General features: G+C 33.8%; 23 protein-coding genes. 2 read left to right on the forward strand and 21 right to left on the reverse strand.

All coding sequences use genetic code 11. From position 1 onward, the window contains the following. Positions 1-7 precede the first annotated feature (7 nt). The 4 genes from ABWH96_RS03965 to ABWH96_RS03980 form a co-directional block, all read right to left on the reverse strand. The gene (locus tag ABWH96_RS03965; protein ID WP_375580202.1) at positions 8-499 is read right to left on the reverse strand and encodes a heavy-metal-associated domain-containing protein; all 492 of its coding nucleotides are present in this window, start codon (positions 497-499) and stop codon (positions 8-10) included. A gap of 40 nt (positions 500-539) precedes the next feature. Beyond that, the gene (locus ABWH96_RS03970; protein ID WP_375580203.1) at positions 540-1256 is read right to left on the reverse strand and encodes a hypothetical protein; all 717 of its coding nucleotides are present in this window, start codon (positions 1254-1256) and stop codon (positions 540-542) included. Between the two features lie 107 nt (positions 1257-1363). Beyond that, positions 1364-1768, reverse strand: a complete 405-nt coding sequence (locus ABWH96_RS03975; protein WP_375580204.1) for a hypothetical protein — start codon at positions 1766-1768, stop codon at positions 1364-1366. Positions 1769-2181: 413 nt separating this feature from the next. Beyond that, positions 2182-2451: a thioredoxin family protein gene (locus tag ABWH96_RS03980; RefSeq protein WP_375580205.1), complete on the reverse strand. Its 270-nt coding sequence runs from the start codon at positions 2449-2451 to the stop codon at positions 2182-2184. Between the two features lie 231 nt (positions 2452-2682). Between ABWH96_RS03980 and ABWH96_RS03985 the strand changes: the two genes are divergently transcribed. Then, positions 2683-3012 carry a YnfA family protein gene (locus ABWH96_RS03985; RefSeq protein WP_375580206.1) on the forward strand — a complete coding sequence of 110 codons (330 nt, stop codon included), beginning with the start codon at positions 2683-2685 and terminating at the stop codon, positions 3010-3012. 49 nt (positions 3013-3061) lie between these two features. On the opposite strand, the gene ABWH96_RS03990 is transcribed toward ABWH96_RS03985, so the two are convergent. From ABWH96_RS03990 to ABWH96_RS04015, 6 genes are all read right to left on the reverse strand, one after another. Continuing rightward, on the reverse strand, positions 3062-3433 hold the full coding sequence (locus ABWH96_RS03990; protein ID WP_375580207.1) for a metal-sensitive transcriptional regulator: 372 nt from the start codon (positions 3431-3433) through the stop codon (positions 3062-3064). A gap of 76 nt (positions 3434-3509) precedes the next feature. Beyond that, complete coding sequence (locus tag ABWH96_RS03995; RefSeq protein WP_375580208.1) at positions 3510-4850, reverse strand: dihydrolipoyl dehydrogenase family protein; 1341 nt, start codon at positions 4848-4850, stop codon at positions 3510-3512. After that, a complete protein-coding gene (locus tag ABWH96_RS04000) occupies positions 4847-5068 on the reverse strand; it encodes a GDCCVxC domain-containing (seleno)protein (protein WP_317489925.1) in 222 nt (73 codons plus the stop codon). The genes ABWH96_RS03995 and ABWH96_RS04000 overlap by 4 nt, the downstream gene beginning before the upstream one ends. Further along, on the reverse strand, positions 5068-5403 hold the full coding sequence (locus ABWH96_RS04005; protein ID WP_375580209.1) for a heavy-metal-associated domain-containing protein: 336 nt from the start codon (positions 5401-5403) through the stop codon (positions 5068-5070). Before ABWH96_RS04005 ends, ABWH96_RS04000 begins: the two co-directional genes overlap by 1 nt. A 4-nt stretch (positions 5404-5407) precedes the next feature. Beyond that, the gene (merTP, locus tag ABWH96_RS04010) at positions 5408-6052 is read right to left on the reverse strand and encodes a mercuric transport protein MerTP (protein WP_375580210.1); all 645 of its coding nucleotides are present in this window, start codon (positions 6050-6052) and stop codon (positions 5408-5410) included. Then, the gene (locus ABWH96_RS04015; protein ID WP_375580211.1) at positions 6049-6423 is read right to left on the reverse strand and encodes an ArsR/SmtB family transcription factor; all 375 of its coding nucleotides are present in this window, start codon (positions 6421-6423) and stop codon (positions 6049-6051) included. Before ABWH96_RS04015 ends, merTP begins: the two co-directional genes overlap by 4 nt. A gap of 1394 nt (positions 6424-7817) precedes the next feature. Between ABWH96_RS04015 and ABWH96_RS04020 the strand changes: the two genes are divergently transcribed. Then, positions 7818-8201 (forward strand): diacylglycerol kinase, encoded by a 384-nt coding sequence (locus ABWH96_RS04020; protein ID WP_375580212.1) that lies wholly within the window; start codon positions 7818-7820, stop codon positions 8199-8201. 176 nt (positions 8202-8377) lie between these two features. On the opposite strand, the gene ABWH96_RS04025 is transcribed toward ABWH96_RS04020, so the two are convergent. From ABWH96_RS04025 to ABWH96_RS04075, 11 genes are all read right to left on the reverse strand, one after another. Continuing rightward, entirely contained in the window at positions 8378-9322 is a 945-nt protein-coding gene (locus tag ABWH96_RS04025) for an MraY family glycosyltransferase (RefSeq protein ID WP_375580213.1), read from the reverse strand. Between the two features lie 331 nt (positions 9323-9653). After that, a complete protein-coding gene (locus tag ABWH96_RS04030) occupies positions 9654-10409 on the reverse strand; it encodes a glycosyltransferase (protein ID WP_375580214.1) in 756 nt (251 codons plus the stop codon). Continuing rightward, on the reverse strand, positions 10402-11652 hold the full coding sequence (locus tag ABWH96_RS04035; protein WP_375580215.1) for an O-antigen ligase family protein: 1251 nt from the start codon (positions 11650-11652) through the stop codon (positions 10402-10404). The genes ABWH96_RS04030 and ABWH96_RS04035 overlap by 8 nt, the downstream gene beginning before the upstream one ends. Continuing rightward, positions 11624-12727: a hypothetical protein gene (locus ABWH96_RS04040; protein ID WP_375580216.1), complete on the reverse strand. Its 1104-nt coding sequence runs from the start codon at positions 12725-12727 to the stop codon at positions 11624-11626. The genes ABWH96_RS04035 and ABWH96_RS04040 overlap by 29 nt, the downstream gene beginning before the upstream one ends. Then, positions 12724-13758: a glycosyltransferase family 4 protein gene (locus ABWH96_RS04045; RefSeq protein WP_375580217.1), complete on the reverse strand. Its 1035-nt coding sequence runs from the start codon at positions 13756-13758 to the stop codon at positions 12724-12726. The genes ABWH96_RS04040 and ABWH96_RS04045 overlap by 4 nt, the downstream gene beginning before the upstream one ends. After that, positions 13755-14801, reverse strand: coding sequence for a glycosyltransferase (locus ABWH96_RS04050; protein WP_375580218.1), 1047 nt, complete (start codon positions 14799-14801; stop codon positions 13755-13757). Before ABWH96_RS04050 ends, ABWH96_RS04045 begins: the two co-directional genes overlap by 4 nt. A 132-nt stretch (positions 14802-14933) precedes the next feature. Further along, a complete protein-coding gene (locus tag ABWH96_RS04055; protein WP_375580219.1) occupies positions 14934-15917 on the reverse strand; it encodes a glycosyltransferase family 2 protein in 984 nt (327 codons plus the stop codon). A gap of 1 nt (position 15918) precedes the next feature. Continuing rightward, on the reverse strand, positions 15919-17331 hold the full coding sequence (locus ABWH96_RS04060; protein WP_375580220.1) for a hypothetical protein: 1413 nt from the start codon (positions 17329-17331) through the stop codon (positions 15919-15921). 8 nt (positions 17332-17339) lie between these two features. Next, positions 17340-18839 carry a hypothetical protein gene (locus ABWH96_RS04065; RefSeq protein WP_375580221.1) on the reverse strand — a complete coding sequence of 500 codons (1500 nt, stop codon included), beginning with the start codon at positions 18837-18839 and terminating at the stop codon, positions 17340-17342. Further along, complete coding sequence (locus tag ABWH96_RS04070; protein WP_375580222.1) at positions 18829-19875, reverse strand: hypothetical protein; 1047 nt, start codon at positions 19873-19875, stop codon at positions 18829-18831. The genes ABWH96_RS04065 and ABWH96_RS04070 overlap by 11 nt, the downstream gene beginning before the upstream one ends. Before the next feature lie 229 nt (positions 19876-20104). Further along, a complete protein-coding gene (locus tag ABWH96_RS04075) occupies positions 20105-21058 on the reverse strand; it encodes an NAD-dependent epimerase/dehydratase family protein (protein WP_375580223.1) in 954 nt (317 codons plus the stop codon). Between the last annotated feature and the right edge of the window lie 53 nt (positions 21059-21111).

Genomic DNA, 21111 nt, shown 5'->3' on the forward strand with positions numbered 1-21111 from the left:
GAATACACTAAGATGTTAAGACTTCAAGAATCTTAATAGTCCAAATACCATTTAACTCATCATCTTCTTCGTCTTTTACCAATCCTTTTAACTGGATATTGCCGGGATTAAGCTTAGATAGTATGTCACTGGGAGTATCATCGCTGACAATGAATGTTTCTTCATTGACCTTAACCTTCCATTCATTACCCTCTTTAAGCAATTCTCCTTGTAATGTAACTTCTGCATTTTTGGCAGAAAACCCATTGTTCTTCACTTCTTTCTGGATTTTTTGTAAGGTCAGTTCATTGTCGGAAGCAAGCTTAAGATAAGCTTTACCATCATTGAGGCTTACTGTTACACTTTCCAGCCCATCCATTTTCTTGAGTCCACGCTCCAGGCCATAGGCACAAGGTGCACAATCCATTCCAAAGACCTCTTGATCTACTTTGATCAACTGAGCCATTACACCGCTCAAACTAAAAATTGTCAACAATGCTATTATTCCTAATCTTTTCATTTTCTTCTGTTTTTTAAAATTTATAACCAATAACTAATGTTCATTGAAAGCCTGTATTCCTCTTTGGACCCTGTGTTATATCCTGATAGAGCGGAAATAATGCTCCAAAGGATATACCCCAAGCTCCATAAAGCCCCAGGAATGAAGGGCCAATCATTACTTTTTTTCCTCTTTGATCAATGGGGATAAGCTGACCTTCACTGGTACTAGTGCCTGGAAACTCTGCTAATGACTCTACAAAAACACGCCAGTCGGGTTTTGGGTAATCCCCCATAAAGATGTTTGGGCGGTAGCCTATCACAAGGCTGGCATAAGGCAGATCTCCCAGCTGCTCATTACCCTCCTCGAAATAATATTGATAACCACCGCCAACCCAGGCATACCAGGTACGTGAAGCATATCCGGTAGAGATTGCTCCATGAATGGAGTTGCTTACATTGATACCACTCCTAGTTTCTTCTGTAGGTGTCGAAACACTTAAAATAGCCGTGGATTCAAAGCGTTTGCCAACCCCAAATGCATTGGAAAAGAAACGGTACCAGACCGATGCTTCTATGTCGCCATTTGCTGGCATGTTGTTGTTACCTCTTGTTCTGGGTGCTTCAGACAATCTGTTGATCATGGTGGGTGTAGTAATATTAATTTGCAGATCTTCCGTCACGCCATACGACCAGATGTACCTAAGCATAAAGGATTGATCATCTTCGGTAGCCAGGCTCATAGCTGCTGCATTAAAGTCAAATCCTCCTTTTGCCAAGGTGGGGGTTTGTAAACCATAAAGGGCCCGTGTCCCTGAGCGCTGACCTTAGAAATGGCTGTAACAGTTAGTAATATTAAAAAGGCTGTTCTTTTCATCGTATTATTTTAAAGTCCTAAAAATTGTTGAATTGGTAGTAGCAGGTAAGCTGAGAATAGTCCGAGAAGGTATAAACCAAAGGATATCCATAGGATAATTTTACTCCACCGGGCGGCTGTATCACATGGTGTCTCATTGCCATATTCGTCTATTTCACAGACCTGGTCTCTTTTGCGGCCATAAAAAAGCCAAAAGTTGAATCCGATCAAAATACCTGCTGCCAGAAAAGTCCATTCCTTATACTTGCTCAACCAGATCAATGCCGGAAAGTCCGAAACCATTCCGGCCACTACCGCTCCCATACCCACCGCTACGAGTAATGACGGAAGGGCACAGCACAGCAAGGTAGATACTGATGTAAACAAGGAAGCTATGCTGACGAAATCCTGTTTTAGTGATTTTAATACCCTCATAAAATTAGGCCGCCATTTTAGCGCAACTTTCTGCGCAGGCTTCACATTTTTCAGCACACTGCTTGCACACCTCACTGTCAAATTTGCCGCATTCTTCTGCACAGGCTTTGCATAGGTCAGCGCAAATGGCACAAACCCTGCTCGCGTAATCGGACTGGGAAGCCAGCATCTGTGTACATGCCGTACACAGCGCGATACAGTCCAGGCAAAGCTGGTGGCACTTTTTCATGTCCGACTCGCCTAAGTGCTGATCCAGACAGATGCGTGCTGCGGTGATACATGCGTTACAATTGTCAATACATTGCTGTAAGTCATTATTTAAAGGTTTCATGATTTGCGTGATTTAAATAAATTCCCTCACCAGCAACGGCAGCAAGGGAAAATAAATCAGGTAAGCCGTGCCTTACCTACTTTTATCCTTGTCCTATGCCCGCTTTGATCAGCTCTTCTTTAGAAATCCCCTGATTTTCACAGCAGGATAAAAGTGAGCCATTCACAGCAATAGCAGGTACTTTATTGATCCCATATTCTTCCAGCTTGCTCAGACAGGTCTTGTCCTCACACTGCTTCACCAAATCATAAATGGTGATCTCGCATTGCTCACAAGCCAAATCTTTCACCATTTGAACTACCGGGTCGCAAACAGGGCAGTTTGCTGTAAATATTTCTACTTGTCTTTTCATCTTTTCCTCCTTTTAAAATGTTCTGTTTTATATGTTTGAGGTTCTCTCCGGATAAGAACAATTCAAAGGTAAGTTCAGGTAGGGGGTGGTAACCAAGAAGAAAAATCAGAAAGTATAGATTTATTTTGTAGTGAAGCAAAAAGTAAGGGGCGGCAGTGTGTTAAGGCATTAAATATATACTGGTTAAGCCAGAAAATTTAACGAAATTAAGGGAATGAAATCTGTTTATTTATGTCAGTATTAAAATCGATTCCATTATTTCTACTTGCAGGCCTTTGTGAAATAGGTGGTGGCTACCTCATCTGGTTATGGTTACGAGAAGAAAAACCCGCATGGTATGGAATCCTGGGTGGATTCATACTCGCTCTTTATGGTGTTGTAGCAACATTTCAAACACAAAATTTTGCCAGAGTTTACGCAACGTATGGTGGAATATTCATTGTTATGTCATTGTTGTGGTCAATGAAATTTGATAATTACTCCCCAGACAAATATGACATAATCGGAGCATTAATTGCATTGTTGGGAGTTTGTATTATCTATTATGCACCAAGAAATTGAAAAAATGTATTATGCTATTGACGAACAATGGAATTATGAGGTTTAGGAATTATTTTTGATCCAATTTATTAAAGCGATCCAGGTGCTTTTTTAGTCGAGCAATTTCTTTCATTTTTTCAGTAAGATCCTCCACTTCAATGGCGGGAAATTGTTGTCGTAGCATCTCTATTTGCTCTTCATTACCACAATTGCCAGGACAAGCACTTGAAGTTTCGGAAATATTAATGGCCAGGGATTTTCGAAATGTTTCGTCCAGTAAAAGGTAGTGTGCTTTATCTAGGCCATTCCTTGCTGCTTTGAATTGTAGGAGAATTTTTTCCGGATCTTTCCCTTCATCCAGCATTTTTATCAAACCGTCCATTTGGCCCTTGATGCTTTGCAATCGTGTTTTTATATCCTTTGTTAGGTCTTTGGGTAGCATAATACTTCTCGTTTTGTTAAAAGTACTTTTCCGACTAGGGTGGTCAACAACATATTTTGTGATTTTCTAATTTAAATTAAACCATTGACCCAATATCCGATCCCATCGATGGATAGGCATAAACCATGTTCCTGATGTCTGCAACTGTTAGTTTACCTCGAATAGCCATTGCAAAAAGGTTGATCATTTCCTCTGCGTGAGGACCAATAATGTGCGCTCCTAAAATGTGCCCCTCATTGTCGGAAATTACTTTATAAGCGTAAGTTGATTCATTGATTCGTTTGGCATTGTACCAGTTTGATGCTGAGCCATCTTTTACCCGATATTCTTTACCTGCTTCTTTTGCCTGCTTTTCCGTCATCCCTACAGATGCCAAAGTTGGTAAGGTGAACACTGCGCTGGGCATTTCGATGTAGTCTGGTGTTTTGGAATTACCGCGAATAATATTGGCAGCCACAGCATGCCCTTCCATAACAGCAACGGGTGTGAGGTTTAGACCATGGCTGTCCGCTGCATCTCCCGCAGCGTATACTGATGGATTGGTTTTGCTTTGCAAGTATTCGTTTACCTGTATTCCTTTTTTGCTGTAAGAAACATTGGCCTTTTCAAGGTTCATGCCATCCAATTCAGGCACTCTGCCGGCAGCATTAACTACTAAGTCCGTTTGAATAGTTTTTTCACCATTTTTTGATGCTGCCTTTACGGTAAGCCCGTTATCAGTTTTTTCAACTGCAACCACATCCGACTCAAGGTGAAGTTCAATCCCCAATTCTTCAGTGGCATTTACCAAATGCTTCACTATATCGGTTTCAAAGTTTTCCAAGGGCGTTTTGCCTCTGTGAATTATGGTTACTTTACTTCCTGCTCTGGCAGCCAGATGAGCAAACTCCATCGCTATATATCCACCTCCTATAAAAGTAATTTCCTTAGGAAGCTCTTCCAGGTTTAGAAAATCTGTGCTGTCTATGGGTAAGCCACCTCCAGGTATATTCAGGATTACAGGTCGTGCACCTGTAGCAATTACAATTTTATCTGCTTCCAATAGGTTGTCTCCAATGCGGACAGTGTCTTCCGATTCAAAGCTGGCTGCTCCGTGATACATGTCTACACCCGCTTTTTCATAACCTTTCTCTACACCTTTCGGCATTTTGGCAACAAAGTCGTTTTTGTAAGCCATCAAGTCTTGCCAGTTAATAGAGCTATCTCCTTGAATACCGATCCCCTTCATTTTATTGGCCCGGTCAATGATTTCTGCAGCTCCAACCAATATTTTCTTGGGATCACAACCTCGTAATGCGCATGTACCACCGTAAGGTCTGGAGTCTGTAACAGCAGTCTTCAATCCTTTCTTAGCACACTTATTGGCTATGGTCATCCCTGACATTCCCGATCCGATGACAATTACATCATATTTCATGAACAACAGCTACTTTTTCCACCTTCCTGAATAGGAGGACATGCGACAGTTCCATAACTGCAATACACACAGCAATCCCCGTCTTTTGGCTTTAAGACTTGTTTGCAGCTTTCACACTCATAGAAGTACTGACATGCATCTGTTGGCATTGTTTCTTCTTTTTGATGTCCACAATTAGGACAGGTAATAGTGGATTGTAAAACGATTTCTTTTTCCATTATTCGTTGTTGTTAGGTTTTAGTACTACAGCTTTATAGCTGGTCTTTTCTTCAATAGCTGCTATAAGCTTCTCGGGTTGAGTTTGTTCGGGGTCATAATCCACTACAGCTATATCCCCGGGATATTCCACCGAATTGTCGACAACCCCTTTTGTTTCTTTCAAGACTTTATACAGATGACTTGCACAGCCCGCACAAGTGAGACCGGTGACTTTCAGCTTAACAGTCTCACTTTTTTGAGTAGTCTCTGCTGTTTTTTGAGATTCGGCAGTTTGCGCCATTCCATGTCCTGCGAGCAGGAAGACGAATGTTAGACTTAGAATGATGGTTTTCATGTTCTTATTTATTTGAATCAATGATTTTTTTATCTGTCACTTTATAGCCCGTTGCTTTCTCAACTTTAGATGCTAGTTGATCAACGGATACTTTTGATTGGTCAAATTTGACTGTAGCTATGCCACTTTCGTAGGATGAAGAAGCTTCGAGCACACCTTCACTGCTATTAAGCGCAGCATTCACACTATGCTCGCATCCTGTGCAGGTCATGCCTTTGATACTTAGCTCTGCATTTAGAATGTCACTTTCTTTCACCACGATAACTTTATCCCCTTTGCTGTTGTCAGGGAAAAAAATGCCGGAATAGGATGGGAAAGCAAGCATCAATACCGCAAAGACGGTAACAATTCCCAAAAACTTCTTAGACTGCCAAAAGGAGGGACGCTCATCCTCGTCACAGGCACAGTCGATTTCTTCCTGGGTCCTGGGTCGTAATTTCTGATACCAGGCAAACCCTAATACCAAAATGGTAAGGCCTATTAAATAGGGTCTGAAAGGATCCATCCATGAAAAGGACGAAGCAATGCCTCCAATCCCTGCCAGCGTGGCAAAAACGGGGGTAATACAACAAAGCGAAGCAGTAAAGGCTACCAACAAACCGGCTCCAACACTTTTGGAGGATGTATTTGTTTGATTTGAATTGCTCATGATACTGGTTCTTTTTTACTATCATTAAATAAACTTTCTAATACAGGTCTGATCACCTGTATATTATCTTCTACCAGTGAGTAGAAAACCGTTTGGCCTACTTTCTCGCTGGTTACAAGGCCTCCTTCTCTCAATTTCTTCAGATGTTGGGAAATGGCAGGCACGGTCATTTCCAAGATGTCACTCAGGTCACAGGGACAAAGTTTGGTTTCCTTGCTAAGCAGATAGAGCATTTTTAAGCGGGCTTCATTGCCCGACAGGCTCAATGCCATTGCTATTGTAGCTATAGATGGTGCTACTTTGTTAATTTCTTCTTTGCACTGTTGGATCTGCTCAACATCAGCAAAAACACGGATACACGATTTACTCATATTTTTTACTATTTAATCAATTGCTTAAATAACGAAGGTAAGAAAATAAAGTTTAAGTAAGTGCTTAAATAAAGTGAATTTCAAAAAAATAACTTTAATGCAACTTCGTATGCCAGTTCAATGCCTTTTGAGAGCGTAAGCCTCTGCCACATTGCAAACATTTGAAATGTCTATCTTGCCCGTTTACAGTGTGGCTTTTAGGTTTGTAAACGGGTTTTCTTCTAGCTGATCGCAGATTTTCTGCCACTTTTCCAACAAATAGCTCGGCATAGTTATAGCAGGTCACCGCCAGTACTCCGGACAAAAATACTTTGGTGAAAGCAGTGATTAATTATGGTTCGAGGAATGAAAAAGGATTGTTGTAGGAGCAGCTGATTACGGATTCCTATTTTGAGCGTTACCTGCTTCATTTACTACTGCCGGATTTTTTTGAAACCATTGCGATCATTGATGGGATGAAACTAGGGGTGGGGTTTGGGTATCCGGTGATAGGGGCTTCTCGTCAGCCAACGAGCCACTGTGTTGATTCTGCTAAATGCTGTTCCTTGGTAACTGAGCCACTCTTTTTCTGTGCCATTCCTTTGAATCCTGCCGTAAGTCTTCTCCCAGACCAGTTTGAGGATTTATCGTTCTTCCGGCTCTGAAAACACTAAATCTAGATAAAGCACTTTTCGGGTATACTCCCAGAACTGCAGGATGAGTGAAAGTAAGAAAATACGCCCCGCCTCTAGCTTTTGTTTCTGTTTTTCGGCATTATAATGTCTAACTTACCTTTTTAAGGTAGCTTTAGCATTTCTTAGAATTTAATGCTTCAAAAGCACCTCAAAAAAATTGGGTTTAAATAGTAATTGGAAAGGATTTTAAATCGTGATTTTATTTAGGGATAAATATTTCGCAAGTATTTATTAGCTTTGAAATGTTAATGTTTGAAAAAATCTTATTATAAGTCTAAATTAGTAACTAATACCTTTGATTCATTTCCTTTAGTTAAGATTTTTTGTTCAAACTTTTTTAAACAAAGTCTAAAAATTATGTTCAAACTTTTTTAAACAAGTGTTCAAACTTTATTGTTGAGCCCTAGGAAATAGAGCTCTGATAGGGCTCTATTTTTTTGTTTATAAGGCAAAATTTTATAAATCTATAATTTTAGCTTTATACTACTCATTTTAGCCGTTAGTCGTTAACAGATTTAAAGGGATATAGAGAATTACTTATTCATTAAATGAAATATATAATTGATTCTAATAAAATAACATTTATAGGTGTTGTACTTCTTTCATCTACAATTCCAATATTGAAAAACTATTTATTCTACACAGGGTGCGCTAATTAAACTTAATGCTAAAAAAACAAGTTGATTTTTATAATTTTGCCTTAATTTAATTTTTTTAATAATGAAAAGGTTTGTTAAAGGTAGATTAAAAAGTGTTAAGTATGTTTTTAAAGGTATGTTTAAGCTTTTATCTTCAGAACATGCAATTATTTCTCAGTGTATTATTGGAACAAGCTTTCTCATATTAGGGCTATATTTTAACATTACGAGAATTGAGTGGATGTTCCTATTTTTTTCAATAGGATTGGTTTTGACTGTAGAAAGTTTAAACACAGCTATCGAACTAACTTGTAACTTTATCCATCCTGCTCATCATAAAAAAATTGGTTTGATAAAAGATATTGCGGCAGGGGCTGTCGGTTTTGCTGCTATTTTTGCTTTAATAAACGCTATATTAATTTTTTACCCGTATATAACTAAGTTTTATATAGAAATTCAGTGTTAAATTATGATGTAAATTCTTAATCTAACCAAGAGGACCCTAATTATCCAGTAAATTCAATTTCTTAAGCATTTTTCAATTGAAGAGTATTTATAAAAACAATAGAACTTTTCTTTGTTGTATTGTAATTGTAAAAAGGGTGAAATCATAAATGATCCTTAAAAATCTGTACTGATATATTAGTCTCTCCTAAAATTCTTAACCACCTCTTTTTTCTTTCGTTTTATGGTAGATTTTAATATTTGATCCAACATCAAACTCAATAAAATACAAAATCCAATAATTGTAGGCACCAAAATATTATCTCCTAAGAAATCTAATGCTAATGCAATACATATGATGGCAATATTAGTGGCAATCATTATTAATGTTGTTCCTGAATGGCTAAAGCCTAATCGCATTAGAATATGATGCAAGTGTGTTTTATCAGGTGAAAAAGGGGATTTCTTTTTCATAGCCCTAGAAATAAACACCCTTAATGTATCGAAAAGAGGTATTATGATAACTGAAATTCCTACAGCCACTGAAGAATTAAGCTTAAATGGGGTTTCTACAGGCAAATAGTGGTTGTAATCAATAAACTTAATGGTGACCACAGCCAAAGCAAAGCCAATTAATAATGCTCCAGTATCTCCCATAAAAATACGGGATGGCTCCCAGTTGAAATTCAAGAAAGCAATTAAAGCGCCAATAAAGGCAAAGCAAACCATAGAATAATAAGTTTGCCCAACTAAAAAGAAGTATATTCCAAAAAAGAAAAAAGCAATAATCCCAATACTGCTAGCAAGGCCATCCAAACCATCTATCAAGTTATAAGAATTGGTTACCACTATTAAAGTAAATAAGGATGAAAAGAAGCTTATTAGATATGGAAGCTCTTCAATCGTAAATATCCCGTATAGTGAATTTAATTTTATATCCATTAAAAATATCACCATACAAGACGATAATAATTGAGCTGCTAATTTAACTGTTGGCCTAACAGGCACAAGATCATCCCTTAGACCCACTACAAACATAATCCCCATTGCCCCATATAAGAACTTAAAACGTTGTAAACCTGGAAGTGGCATCCATATTAAAAGAGCTATGATCATACCCATAAAAATAGCTATGCCTCCCATAGAGGGGGTATCACCTGTGTGTATCTTCCTCCCCCCGGCTTATCCATAATATTCCGCTTTTTAAAAAAGCCAATAACCAATGGTGTAACCAAAAAGGTTAGAATAAATGAAGTAATTAAACTAGCTAGGGTTTGAGGCATCACAAAGATTGTCTAAGCAAAAATACATAAAATTAATTAAGGTCCTTCAAATAGAAGTTTTTTATAATTGATAACCGCAATCAAGTGGAAGATTATTTTAAACAACTTAGTGAATTACTTTATAAATATAACCTCTTACATTTTGAGGAGCTAACCTTACAATAGAACGTAATAGTAGATTTCGGTTATACTCATAAGCTGACAAAAACCCCATATTTTTTAAATATTTCAGATAGTATTTTTCTATTTTTTGATAAGATGGTCACTCCTCTTCTACTTAGCAAAGATTTACCCGTTCTAGCTTTTACAAGGACTTCAGGTATATTGGCAAATATAAGGCCTTTGTGCAATAGGGTAGCCCACAGTACATAATCTTCAATATTTGTTTTTGGATCTATTGATGGATAACCGCCATGCACTAAAACTTTACTTTTCCGAAATACAGCAGTCATATGATTAATAGGGCATCGCAGTTTTGCGAATTTATAAATCTGGTGATGGTTCAATGGGACTTTTCGAAAACCTATTTCTTTTTCCATTTTTTCATCGAACTCCATTATCCAACTCCCCAAAACATCAACAGAGGGATTATCATTAATGAATTTCAATTGCTTTTCAAATCTATCTTTTAATGCAACATCATCAGTATCCATTCTTGCAATCCAATCATATTTACATATCGTTAAACCTGCATTTAGGGCTGTTGCTAAACCAACGTTTTTTTCAAGAGGTAAAATATCAAGAATATTACTCTTTTTCCTTTTCCATTTGGATAATATATCTTCTAAATCAGCTGTCAGTTTACCATCTTTGACTACAACAACCTGATCAGCAGGAGTACTTTGATTAAAAACACTTTCTAATGCCTCATCTAGAAAAGAAGGTGTTTCTCCTCTATAGAGTGATATGAGAACAGAAAATTTAATTGGGTGGTTGTTACTATTCATATTTATCAACTAAAAAATTATCATCAAAGAAAACGAAGAGGGATTGAAAAAGGCTAAATGCAACAATCCCCTTATTTACTCCTAAAATCACTTCAGTCAGAAATGCTACGCAAAAAATTATTAAAAAAGATAAATATAACATTTTATTATTTTTTAATCTTATTAGAGGATACACAATACTTCCTAGAAATAAAGACAACCCAATAAATCCAAAACCAATTAAATATTCTAAGTATTGATTATGTGTATTGTAACCCTGCCTATAACCGTATATGAAACCATTTTCCAAATACTTTTCCATCAGTACACTATGAGCATCTCCAATCCCGAAACCAATTAAAGGCTTTTCTGAAATAACATCAATTGCTGACTGCCATTCAGCTATTCTAACAGATAGACCATTCCATTGTCGATGATTTTCTGCTTTTATATCAAAACTAGCTTCTAAATTACGAAATCTATTTCCAATTTCATCGATGTTTGCAAACATAATAAAAAAGAGTACGGCTATAAAAGATAATATTAAAAACTTAATTTGATACTTTTTGCTTGAAGCAAATAGTAAATAGAGGCTCACCAAAATTGCTGAAAGAACAATAATTCTGGACATTAGCAAAACAATGCCCAAAAATAAGAAAATATAAACAGTGTAATCCCAAAGAGTATTTCTAGAAATAGTATTATAGCGAAAAATGATTGCTATTAAAAACAACAAGCTTAGATAGGTGGGATGAAAATTTGCATAAGAAGCTAATTCTGTATAAAGGAAGTGCCATTGCTTATATTCATAAATACTAAATAACGTGTAAAAACTCTCCTCGCGAATAGAGCGTAAGCTTGCACATATTAACATAAAAAGCAATGTAAATCCTGAAGTAATAAAATATGCTTTAGCAATTATTCTAAAATGCTTTTTTTCAAAAAATGGAGAAGCACTGCCAATTATTAAAGGGAATACCAAGAGACTAAGCTTTTTCTCTATCGAATAAAGTGCAGTTCCCATATCTTCTGAATAACTTAAGCTCAAAAGGTGGATCAAAAATGGAATTGATAAAATACCAATCACTTTAAAATTGGATAAAGACAAAGTATTTGAAGCTATTGCAATAATCCATAGGGTAGAAAGTAATATTGTAAGTATATTACTTACAATAAATGGTAAATAAATTGTGCATGGCAAAAAATAGATTATAATTAAAATAACATTAATTAAGTTACTTCGCCAGCTTTGTCTGTTTTTCAAGTTCATAAACAATGCATAATGAAACAAATACGTATGGTACAGCATGTGTAAAAGCTGAAAGAGTTGCAATGAAAAAAGGCATTGCTATATAAAATGATTTTATTCCAGTTTTATGGACAAAAGTAATCCATATTAAAGCGGATAATATAAATCCAATTAAACCAGTTTCCAAAAACATTGTTAATAGATAGTTATGTGCACCAATATTAAGATACTCCTCTGAATTACCTAATCCATGTCCAAAAATCCAAGTCGAAAGTGGCATTACCTTTGCATAATCATAAGCTCTAAAGAATATCTCAAATTTTGAGAGAAAACTAGAGTCATTAGCATAAAATGCAATAAACAAACTAGAAGCAATAGTAAAAAGAATGCCGAAAATTAAAACATTTGTTACAGTAATTTTTTTTACATATTTAATAAATATGAAGCTAATAATTGCAGCTAACCATGCCGCTCTAGAAAAAGTACTTACAAGTAATATTATACAAAGTAAATTTAACCACTTTCTCTTCACACCTGTTACCTTTGATAGGTATAGGTTTAGAAATAATACCGACAAAATAAGTAAACCTAGAAAATTAGTATCTAAAAACATAATACTATTTAACTTGTAGGAATAAATCCAATTAATACCTTCGTGGGTAATATCCCCGCGGGTGGGGTGAATAACCGGTACGGGAAATATTAACCTATAAATCAAATCAATCGTTAATATGATTAAACTAGCTATGATGAAGTAATTGGCTAATTTAATAACATCATAAAATTTAAGTCTATTTAAAACCATCACCCCAAATATAATGTAGCAAATAGATAACGTATAGCCTACAAAAGAACTTAAATTTGGATTCAAAAATGATTGACTTGTAGATAAATACACCAAAAGAATTAGTGGAATGATTGTAATATGATCTATTTTGACAGAATGAAATTTTATTATTGTAGTAATAAATAGAAGTAATGCCCCTAGCAAAAAAAAGATATATATAGGACTAAAGGGTAACTTTGTAATATAAAAACCACTAAATACTATAAGTAAGCAGCCAACAAATTTGTAAGCATTACCAGTCATAATATCTCCTGATAAATGTTAAAGTACCTCTTAGACATAGCTTCAGCGCTGAACTTTACGTGAGCTTTGTTGTAAGCCAAATTTTTGTCAATTTCTGGAGCTTTTTTAATGGCCTTTAAAAGCGACTCTACATTGTCTAACTCAAAAAAACTCACTTCCCTATTATTAAATAATTCTTTGAACAGTGGGGTATCTGAGCAAACAATCACTTTATTATGCTGAATAGCCTCCAACATTACAAGAGGCAAGCCCTCGGAGTATGAAACCATACCATAAGCATCCAAAAATTGAAAGAAATCTTCAACATTCTCTCTATAGCCTAAGAATAATATTTGTCTTTGTATAAACAATCTTTCTGTTTGTTTTTTCAAGGCTTCTAATTCAGGTCCTTGTCCAATTATTAAAACTCCTAAATTTTTATCTAAGGCAGCCGCATCAAGTAACTGATGTACACCCTTTCTTTTAGTTAACCCTGCGAAGACACCTATAACAATCCTATCCTTTTTGAGATCTCTAATTTTTTCGAAATCAGTATTACTGAGCTCTTCTAATCTTGCTTTTTTTTTAACTCGTCCATTATATGCAAAGGTTAGTTTCTCTCCAGGTAGCCATTTAGAATAATAATTTACCATATGCTCTGAAAGACCGACTATCCTGTCATGCTTTGACAATACTAATAACCATAGCCTTGAAAAAAAAAATGATATTAATTTATTGTAAGTGAACGAGAGGTCTTCCTTCATATAGTTATGCAAAGTCGTTACGCATTTACATTTGATTCCCCTTTTATGAAGAAAGACGTAAGCATCAGGTCTCAAGGAATGAGTATGTATTATATCAAAGTCAGACCAATCCCTCTTTTTCAAAAAAGAGATTTTTTCTGAATCGCAAGAGAATTTAATTTCATGTATGTCGTCAAAATAAAACACTTTTAAGTATTCTACTTTATCTTTTAAATGAATAACTAAATCTCTTGCAACTACCACAGGACCTTTATTTGCCAGTGAAGGCACAATGATTGCTACTCTCATTCTAATTTCTCAATTTTATCCATTACAAAATTAAATCTTTTTTCCCATGTATTTTCTTTTGCAAAAGAATTCAAATTCTTTTCAAAAGTTAATTTATACTGAGATAGTTCCCTTATTTGTGTAACCATTTCCTCAGCTGAATAATAAATTTTTAAAAACGGCTTTTCATATTGTAATATATCTGGCAAAGCCGAGCTAATGATTGGCACTCCACAAGCAGCATACTCAAATAATTTTGTAGGGAAAACGCCCGAGGTAAATGGGGTCAGTTCATAGGGAATAAGACCTACATCAAACAAGTGATAATAATTTACAAGCTCTCTTTTGTCCTTTCTTCCTACAAACAGAACGTTTTTATAATGCTTTAGTTCATTTGCCTTTTTGTCAACTACATTTCCAACAAACATAAAAATAAAATCCGGCAAAGCTTCAATCACGTTACTTAAAACTTTATAGTTTATAGAATCATGTAGAGCACCACAGTAGCCAACTACTTTTTTACCGTCTTTCTTTAAATTATTTAAATGAGCAATATGTTGAGGTTTTTTAAACATCTCAATTCCTACTCCTTGAGGTACATAATAGATTTGATTATTTAAATCCTTATAATCTAAAAAAGTATTATAGTTATCTACAAAAACAATGTTTGCTCTTTTTACAGCAAATCTTTCAGTTTCTTTAGCTTTCCCACTGATGGAGTTCATTACTTGTCTACGAGCTGCTAAATCTATAATAGTGAAAGAGTTTTCGGATATCAGTTTTACAGTAAATCCATTAACGTACGTAAACCAATAGATTATCTTATCCTTTTGTTGAACCCCTAATTTTTGCTTTATGATTAAAAAATTAATGAAATTAATAGGTTTTATAAAATGGAATGGGATATAATTTAATTGAGTGAAAATCATATTAGATAGTTTAGGGTTTTTACTATCATTTATAGTGGATCGTTCTTTAAGTTTTACAGATATTTTATTTAATATACTCCTTATACCATGATTTATTAATCCTAAAGGCTGCATGATTAGAACATTATTTTTCACAGATGAGCTTAATCTGTATATTAGTTCATGTTGCCGTTCCCAATTGTGTGACCAATAGACGGATGGAAAAAAAATTATTTTATCATATTTTCTTAAATCCATTGACCTTATTTTAAAAAAAAAAATGATGATTTAATATTTTATAATTTGAAATGGCTTTAAAAATGGCAAATGAAAAAATTCCTTTATTGAAATAAATGGTTTTGCTTGAAAAGATTTAATAAAAATCTTGATCCACATTCTAATTAAGATGTAATTAAATATTTCCTCTAAAAATATTTTCTTTTTTATATTTTGCTCATGCAATTTTCTTAGCCATATTCTTCCTTCTATGAAAGTTTTGCGTGAAATAGGAAATGTACTATTTGCTATTTCATAATGAAGTTCAATTTCCCTTTCAGTTGCTTCAATTCCTAACCATTTTAACTGTTCTTTGTAATTATTTTTTATGCCATTAATTTGAACATCTCTACTTGTATGGGATATGCTGCTAGAATGAATTCTATATTTTACTAAAGGTTTTTTCAGTGAAAAAATTTTGTACTCCTTAGCGAGCCGTACCCACAAATCGTAATCTTCAGCTGGAGGAAATTCCTTACGATATCCAAATTCTTGCATTATTCGTCTGTCACACATTATCGATGATTGAATAATGTAGTTATTAAATAACATAATAGATGAATATGCTTCTGAAGGAGCATTTTGAATGTATAATTCCCCAGTTTCAAAACCATTTTCATCAATAATAATAGAACTGCTCCCTACTAATACTGTATCTGGGTTATTTTCTAGAAAATTTATTTGATATTCAAATCTGTCTTGAATTGCAATATCATCAGAGTCTAACATTGCAATATATTTACCAACGGATAAGGAAAGTCCTTTATTTCTCGTAAAAAATAACCCTCTGTTTTTTTCATTAGAATAATATCGAATTCTTTTGTCTTCGAATAGCCTTATAATTGATTCTGTTTCATCTGTAGATCCATCATTAATTATAATTAGTTCAAAATTATCAAAAGTCTGATTTAAAACACTTTCTATTGAATCTTTTATATACGTCCCAGCGTTAAAGGCCGGCATAACAATTGATAATATTGGACTAGAAGCCTCCATATTACTTTTTAAATTTTTTTATCGAAAAATAGATTTTTGATAAAACTCTCCAAACCATTTTAGGGTTCACTTTTTTTCCTTTAAAGGTAGCTTTATTTATTCCAGTTTGATGTGTGTGTAAAAATTTTGTTCCGAATTCTCTTATCCAGTTACCTACTTTTATTGCATTAATTCTGGGTTTTGGTGTTAAATCTTTTTCAATTAACTCAATGACTTCATTATGAGTATTTGGAATATAACTGCACTCTAGATTTTCGTAAATAGCTCTACCAATAACTATGGTTGGCTTATTCCAAAAAGTTGCTTCCAAACCAATAGTTGAGTTGAAAACGATAACTTTGGAGCATATATCTATTAAAGAATAACTATCAATATTATCCTCAGCAGGGATTATATATAAATGAGGGTGTTTGAGCTTTAATCTATTTATATTTTCAGTTTGAGAATTTACCAAATTTGAAAGGTTGGGATGAACTCTTAAAAATAATTGATATTTATCTTTGCCTTTTAATGAGGTTGCAATTTTATCAATAGCATCATATTCAGATTCATAAAGTGTTTCAAGCCAACCATCCACAGATTCAAATTCGTCTCTTGAAGAATTGAATATACAAATCAACTTTTTATTTGGGTCATAATCTTCTGGTAAAGCTCCTTTTGTTTGGTTCTGAGAATGAACAAACCATGATTGCATCACTTTATCACGTCTTTCTTGGAAAAAAAGCTCACCTTTTAGTTTAGCTTCAGAAGGGTCTTGTTGCCATAATTCTTTAATTTCTTTTTCTGCTTGATCTCTAGAATGTGGGGTTTCATTCTTTCTAGCCATATAAGTATTAAAATTACCTCCTCTTTCATGAATTAGAAAATCAATATGTTTACTCTTGCAATATTCTAATATTGGGTGATATGAAGTAAAGCGGCCATTGAATAGGATAACTAAATCTGGGTTGATATTTGATATAATTTTTTGACTTTCTTGTAATATGTGTTTTGAATTATTCAGTTCTCTGTTTAATTCTTCTTTTCTCTTATCTAAGTCTATTTTGGGTTCTCGATATCTTGATATAATAGTTGAAGCAACTCCTTTCCCAATATTTATATTTCCTATGGTAAGATCTTTCAGTTCTTGTATAGAATTAAAATGAAAGCTTGAATACTCCTTATCATCCATAGGATTAATTGAAATTATATTTGGTTGTTTTCCACCTATTAATTTTAAACCTGCAACTCTTTTTGAAATGCAGATTTTACATAAAAGTTTCTTATGACTTGGATTAAAAAGGCAAGTAGTTAAGCTTTCTTCACAAAATGCTACATAAAGATCATCACCTTTGTCTGAATAAGTTTGAATTAATTCTAATTCAGTTTCAAAATGAGGTGTTTCAGGATTTATTGAAAATAATAATACTTTCATTTCTATTTTTAAAATATTTTGAGTCGATTTTTTAAAGCGTTAATAATAGCTTTGTTAAGGCCAAATAGCTTTGGAAAAAAGAATACGAAAATTGCACAAGAAGTAGAATAAACAAAGCCTTTCAAAAAGAAGTCTATATAAATCGAATTAAAAGCAGTGTAGTCAATAGATTTAATTAAAATTGAAATTCCGAAAAATGCAATAATTATTATTGCGATTTTTAGTATAAACTTTAATAGTCCAAAATTAAGGTATCGTGCATTAAGAAACAAAATTATTATTACCCCAAGCGCCTCTAAAAACACTTGTTTTATTGCTAATCCTGTTGCACCAAGGCCTAGACCGAAATTTTGATTTACAAGTAATATTAAGGTTATAATATGAATTGGCCCTAACATTAGTAATAGATTTCTAAATATTTTTGTTCTGCTAGTTGTATATATTATGGCACCACTCATGTTAGAAAAAGTTGAAACCAAAGGATAAATAAACATAATTTTAACAGTTAATTCGGCATTTAAATATTCTGTGTCAGCAAATATCAAAATTAAATCGCGACTAAAGATCGAACAGAAACAACAAATGAATGCAACAAAACTAAATATTGGTGGAGTATAAGTTAAAAATACATTTTTCATTTCAACCTTACTATCACTTTTGATTGAGAGCTCTTTCGTGTACAAGGGGATGAGTGAAGTTAGAAAAATTAGAATTATATTCGATAATAAGAAAGCGAAACCATAATATCCTTGCTGAATACTTCCTCCTTCTTTTTGCAAAAACCATCGATCAAAAATTGCAATTATTGTTCCGAAAAATAAATAGACAAATAGGGGACTTATGTAATTGAGTTGTTTTCTTAAAAAGTAAGTGAACTTGAATTTTGAAAATTTTAGAATACTTCGAAAATTAGGTTTTAAGCTGATATATGCTGCAATCATTGAAACCAAAACAACCAAAATTGAATAAAAGAAGTATGTATATAGGGTTAATTTATCAGAAAAGTAGAGGATTAATAAAAATACCAAACCAGATATTCGTCCTATCACCTTGAAAATTTCAACTTTTTTAGTTTCTCCAGTAGCGTCAAGTAGTTTCGTTAAAATGTCTTGGAACCAAAAAGATAATACATAAAGAAGACCTACGAGTATTATCTTCAAAGAAATATCATGAAAAATGAAATGACCTAAAGAAGTGATTTTTAGAATAATGACAATCAAAATAAAACTTAAGCTAATAGTAAAAGCATATAATAAGTAGAAGCTTAAAAGAACTAAGTTTTTGGTATTTTGAGAGTATTTTATGTAAAAGTAGGTAGATGATCTTAAGTCGAACAGTACAAATATTTTAGTTAGTATATCTGTTATGTAGCTGAATATCCCATAATTCGCTGCTCCTAAAGTCTTGGGTACTATAGCAGTAGTAATAAAGCCTACAACAACTGTAAATAGGTTAGATATTAATTTGAAGCTATAGTTAACTAGGAATGTTTTTTGTTCATTCCTCATTATTATCAGTAATTAGTACTTTAAATCTTCCTATACCTGTTATGTAATCTTCATTACTTGAGATTGGTGTATCATGATTTTTCTGACTTCCTGAATAGTAGAGATAATATGTTGAATCATTCCCTGCATTAATTAAAGATGGAGAGGCATATATTGTTTTATTATCCCAGGAGTTATCTGTTGTTTGCCAATCGACATCTTCATTGTATTTATAAAACGCATCACCATCTCTGCTGTAAGTCAATCCCAAATATATTTCTTCTTTCGGTTTATTAAAAATTGAATTCAGGCATAAAGTTAGATTGTCATTTAGGTTAATAGCCCCACTCGTATAAATATCTTCTTCAAAATTATTTCGATATGCTAGTTCTGATTTATCGAAAAGTAAGGGTAAAGTGCTTTTTGATCGAGAAATCCCTACTGCTCTTTCGCCAATAGATACTTCCCCAATCCATTCTCTTACAAATAATTTTTTTTTCTTTTTAAAATCCAGTAGAACATTTTGAGTATCTGAATAGCCATTAAATATCTTTATAAAATCGCTCCAATTGACGCCATCTTCTGAAGTTGCCATTGCAATAGAATACTCCGGATCTTCATTTTTCCTTCGTCTTTGATTTACAATTAAATGATATCGTCCGTTTTCTTTAAAAACAAATGGGCCATGAATTCCATTCATATCTGTACCCGAAAAAATTATATTATTATCTTTATTTCCATTGTAATCAACCAATCCTAAATTTGGTTTAACCCAGTCAATTCCATTCTCTGATGTTGCATAGCATAAATAAGAATTATAATCATCATTTGAGTTAGTAGGAAAACTTTCATACCACATTTCCCATTTAGTAGCTTGGGTTTTAAGAACAGTGCAGTATCCAATTAATCCATTTTCCCAAGGATTTGAGGCAATTAAAAGTGGTTCTGCTGATTTATCTGCTACAATAAACTTAATAGGGGGCTTTTCTTCTGCATTTAATATTAAATCAGCTAGGTCAGTTTCACAGCCACTTAATGAAATTAGAAATAAAATCATTGTGAGTCTAAGTTGTATGTGTATTGTTTTATTTATAGTTCCCCACATGGAATTTCTGTTTAAAAATTGATCTTCTATTAGTGTAAAACTTTAAGCTAAATTTATAATATCGATTTGATTACTATTAATTGGTTCAATTTCTTTTGGAATGTAAATATAATACAAACTTTAATATTTTACCTCACACATATTTAGGCATCTCCAGACTCAAACTATCAAATTCCTATATTTAATAATCTATAGGCTTCACTAATGCTTGAAGCCCTGAATCCAATGAATATTTAGGATTAAAATTTAGTAGTTTTTTGACATTATTGATGTCTGCCAAACTTCTTTTGATGTCGCCCTCTCTTTCTTGCACGGATATAGGTTTACCCTCATAAGCCAAAATATCTGCCAACTTCTTAAAAAGATGGTTAATTGAAGATGGAATCCCAGTTCCCAAATTAAATACTTGGCATTTGAGATCACTCTCAGCAGCTTGGATCAAACCCTCTACTACATCTGAAACATAGATAAAATCCCTTATTTGCTCACCGTCTCCATATATTTGAATTGGAAGATTGTGAATCATCTTATCCATAAATATAGAAATCACTCCAGAATAAGGTGAATCACTACGTTGCCTTGGTCCGAAAACATTGAAAAACCTTAATCCTACTGATCCTACGTTATAAAACCTATAATAATGCTGAGCAAAATCTTCATTTAATAATTTGCTATGTCCATATGGAGATGTGGGCACCTGATCTACAATTTCACCTATTGGAACTTTATCTACATTACCGTAAACTGCTGAGGAAGATGCATAAATTACTTTCCGTACTTTTTTGTTTTTAGCGAAATCAAGTACTTTTGCGAATCCCAAAGTATTTATGTTATAGGTTTCCAAAGGGTATTTCATTGACTGGGGTACGCTTACGACTGCAGCTAGATTAAAAATGTAATCGATATCATAAGGTAAGTTTTCCCAAAATGAATCATTGCTAATATCATCCTTTATGAAGATAACATTCTGATTATCAAATTCAGGTAGGTTTTGCTCAAAACCAGTAGCTAGATTATCGACAATTATAATTTTATTACATTCGATTTGAATTAATTTATCAACAAGATGGCTTCCAATGAAACCAGCACCGCCCGTTACAAGTATATTAGTTCCTTTTAGATTATTTTCTTTCATGTTCTAAATTTATTTTTACAAGTTTCCCACCTCATTTAAGGGGGGCTTTAATA

The sequence above is a fragment of the Marivirga tractuosa genome, assembly GCF_042140215.1.
In the GTDB taxonomy this organism is placed as follows: Bacteria; Bacteroidota; Bacteroidia; order Cytophagales; family Cyclobacteriaceae; genus Marivirga; species Marivirga tractuosa_A.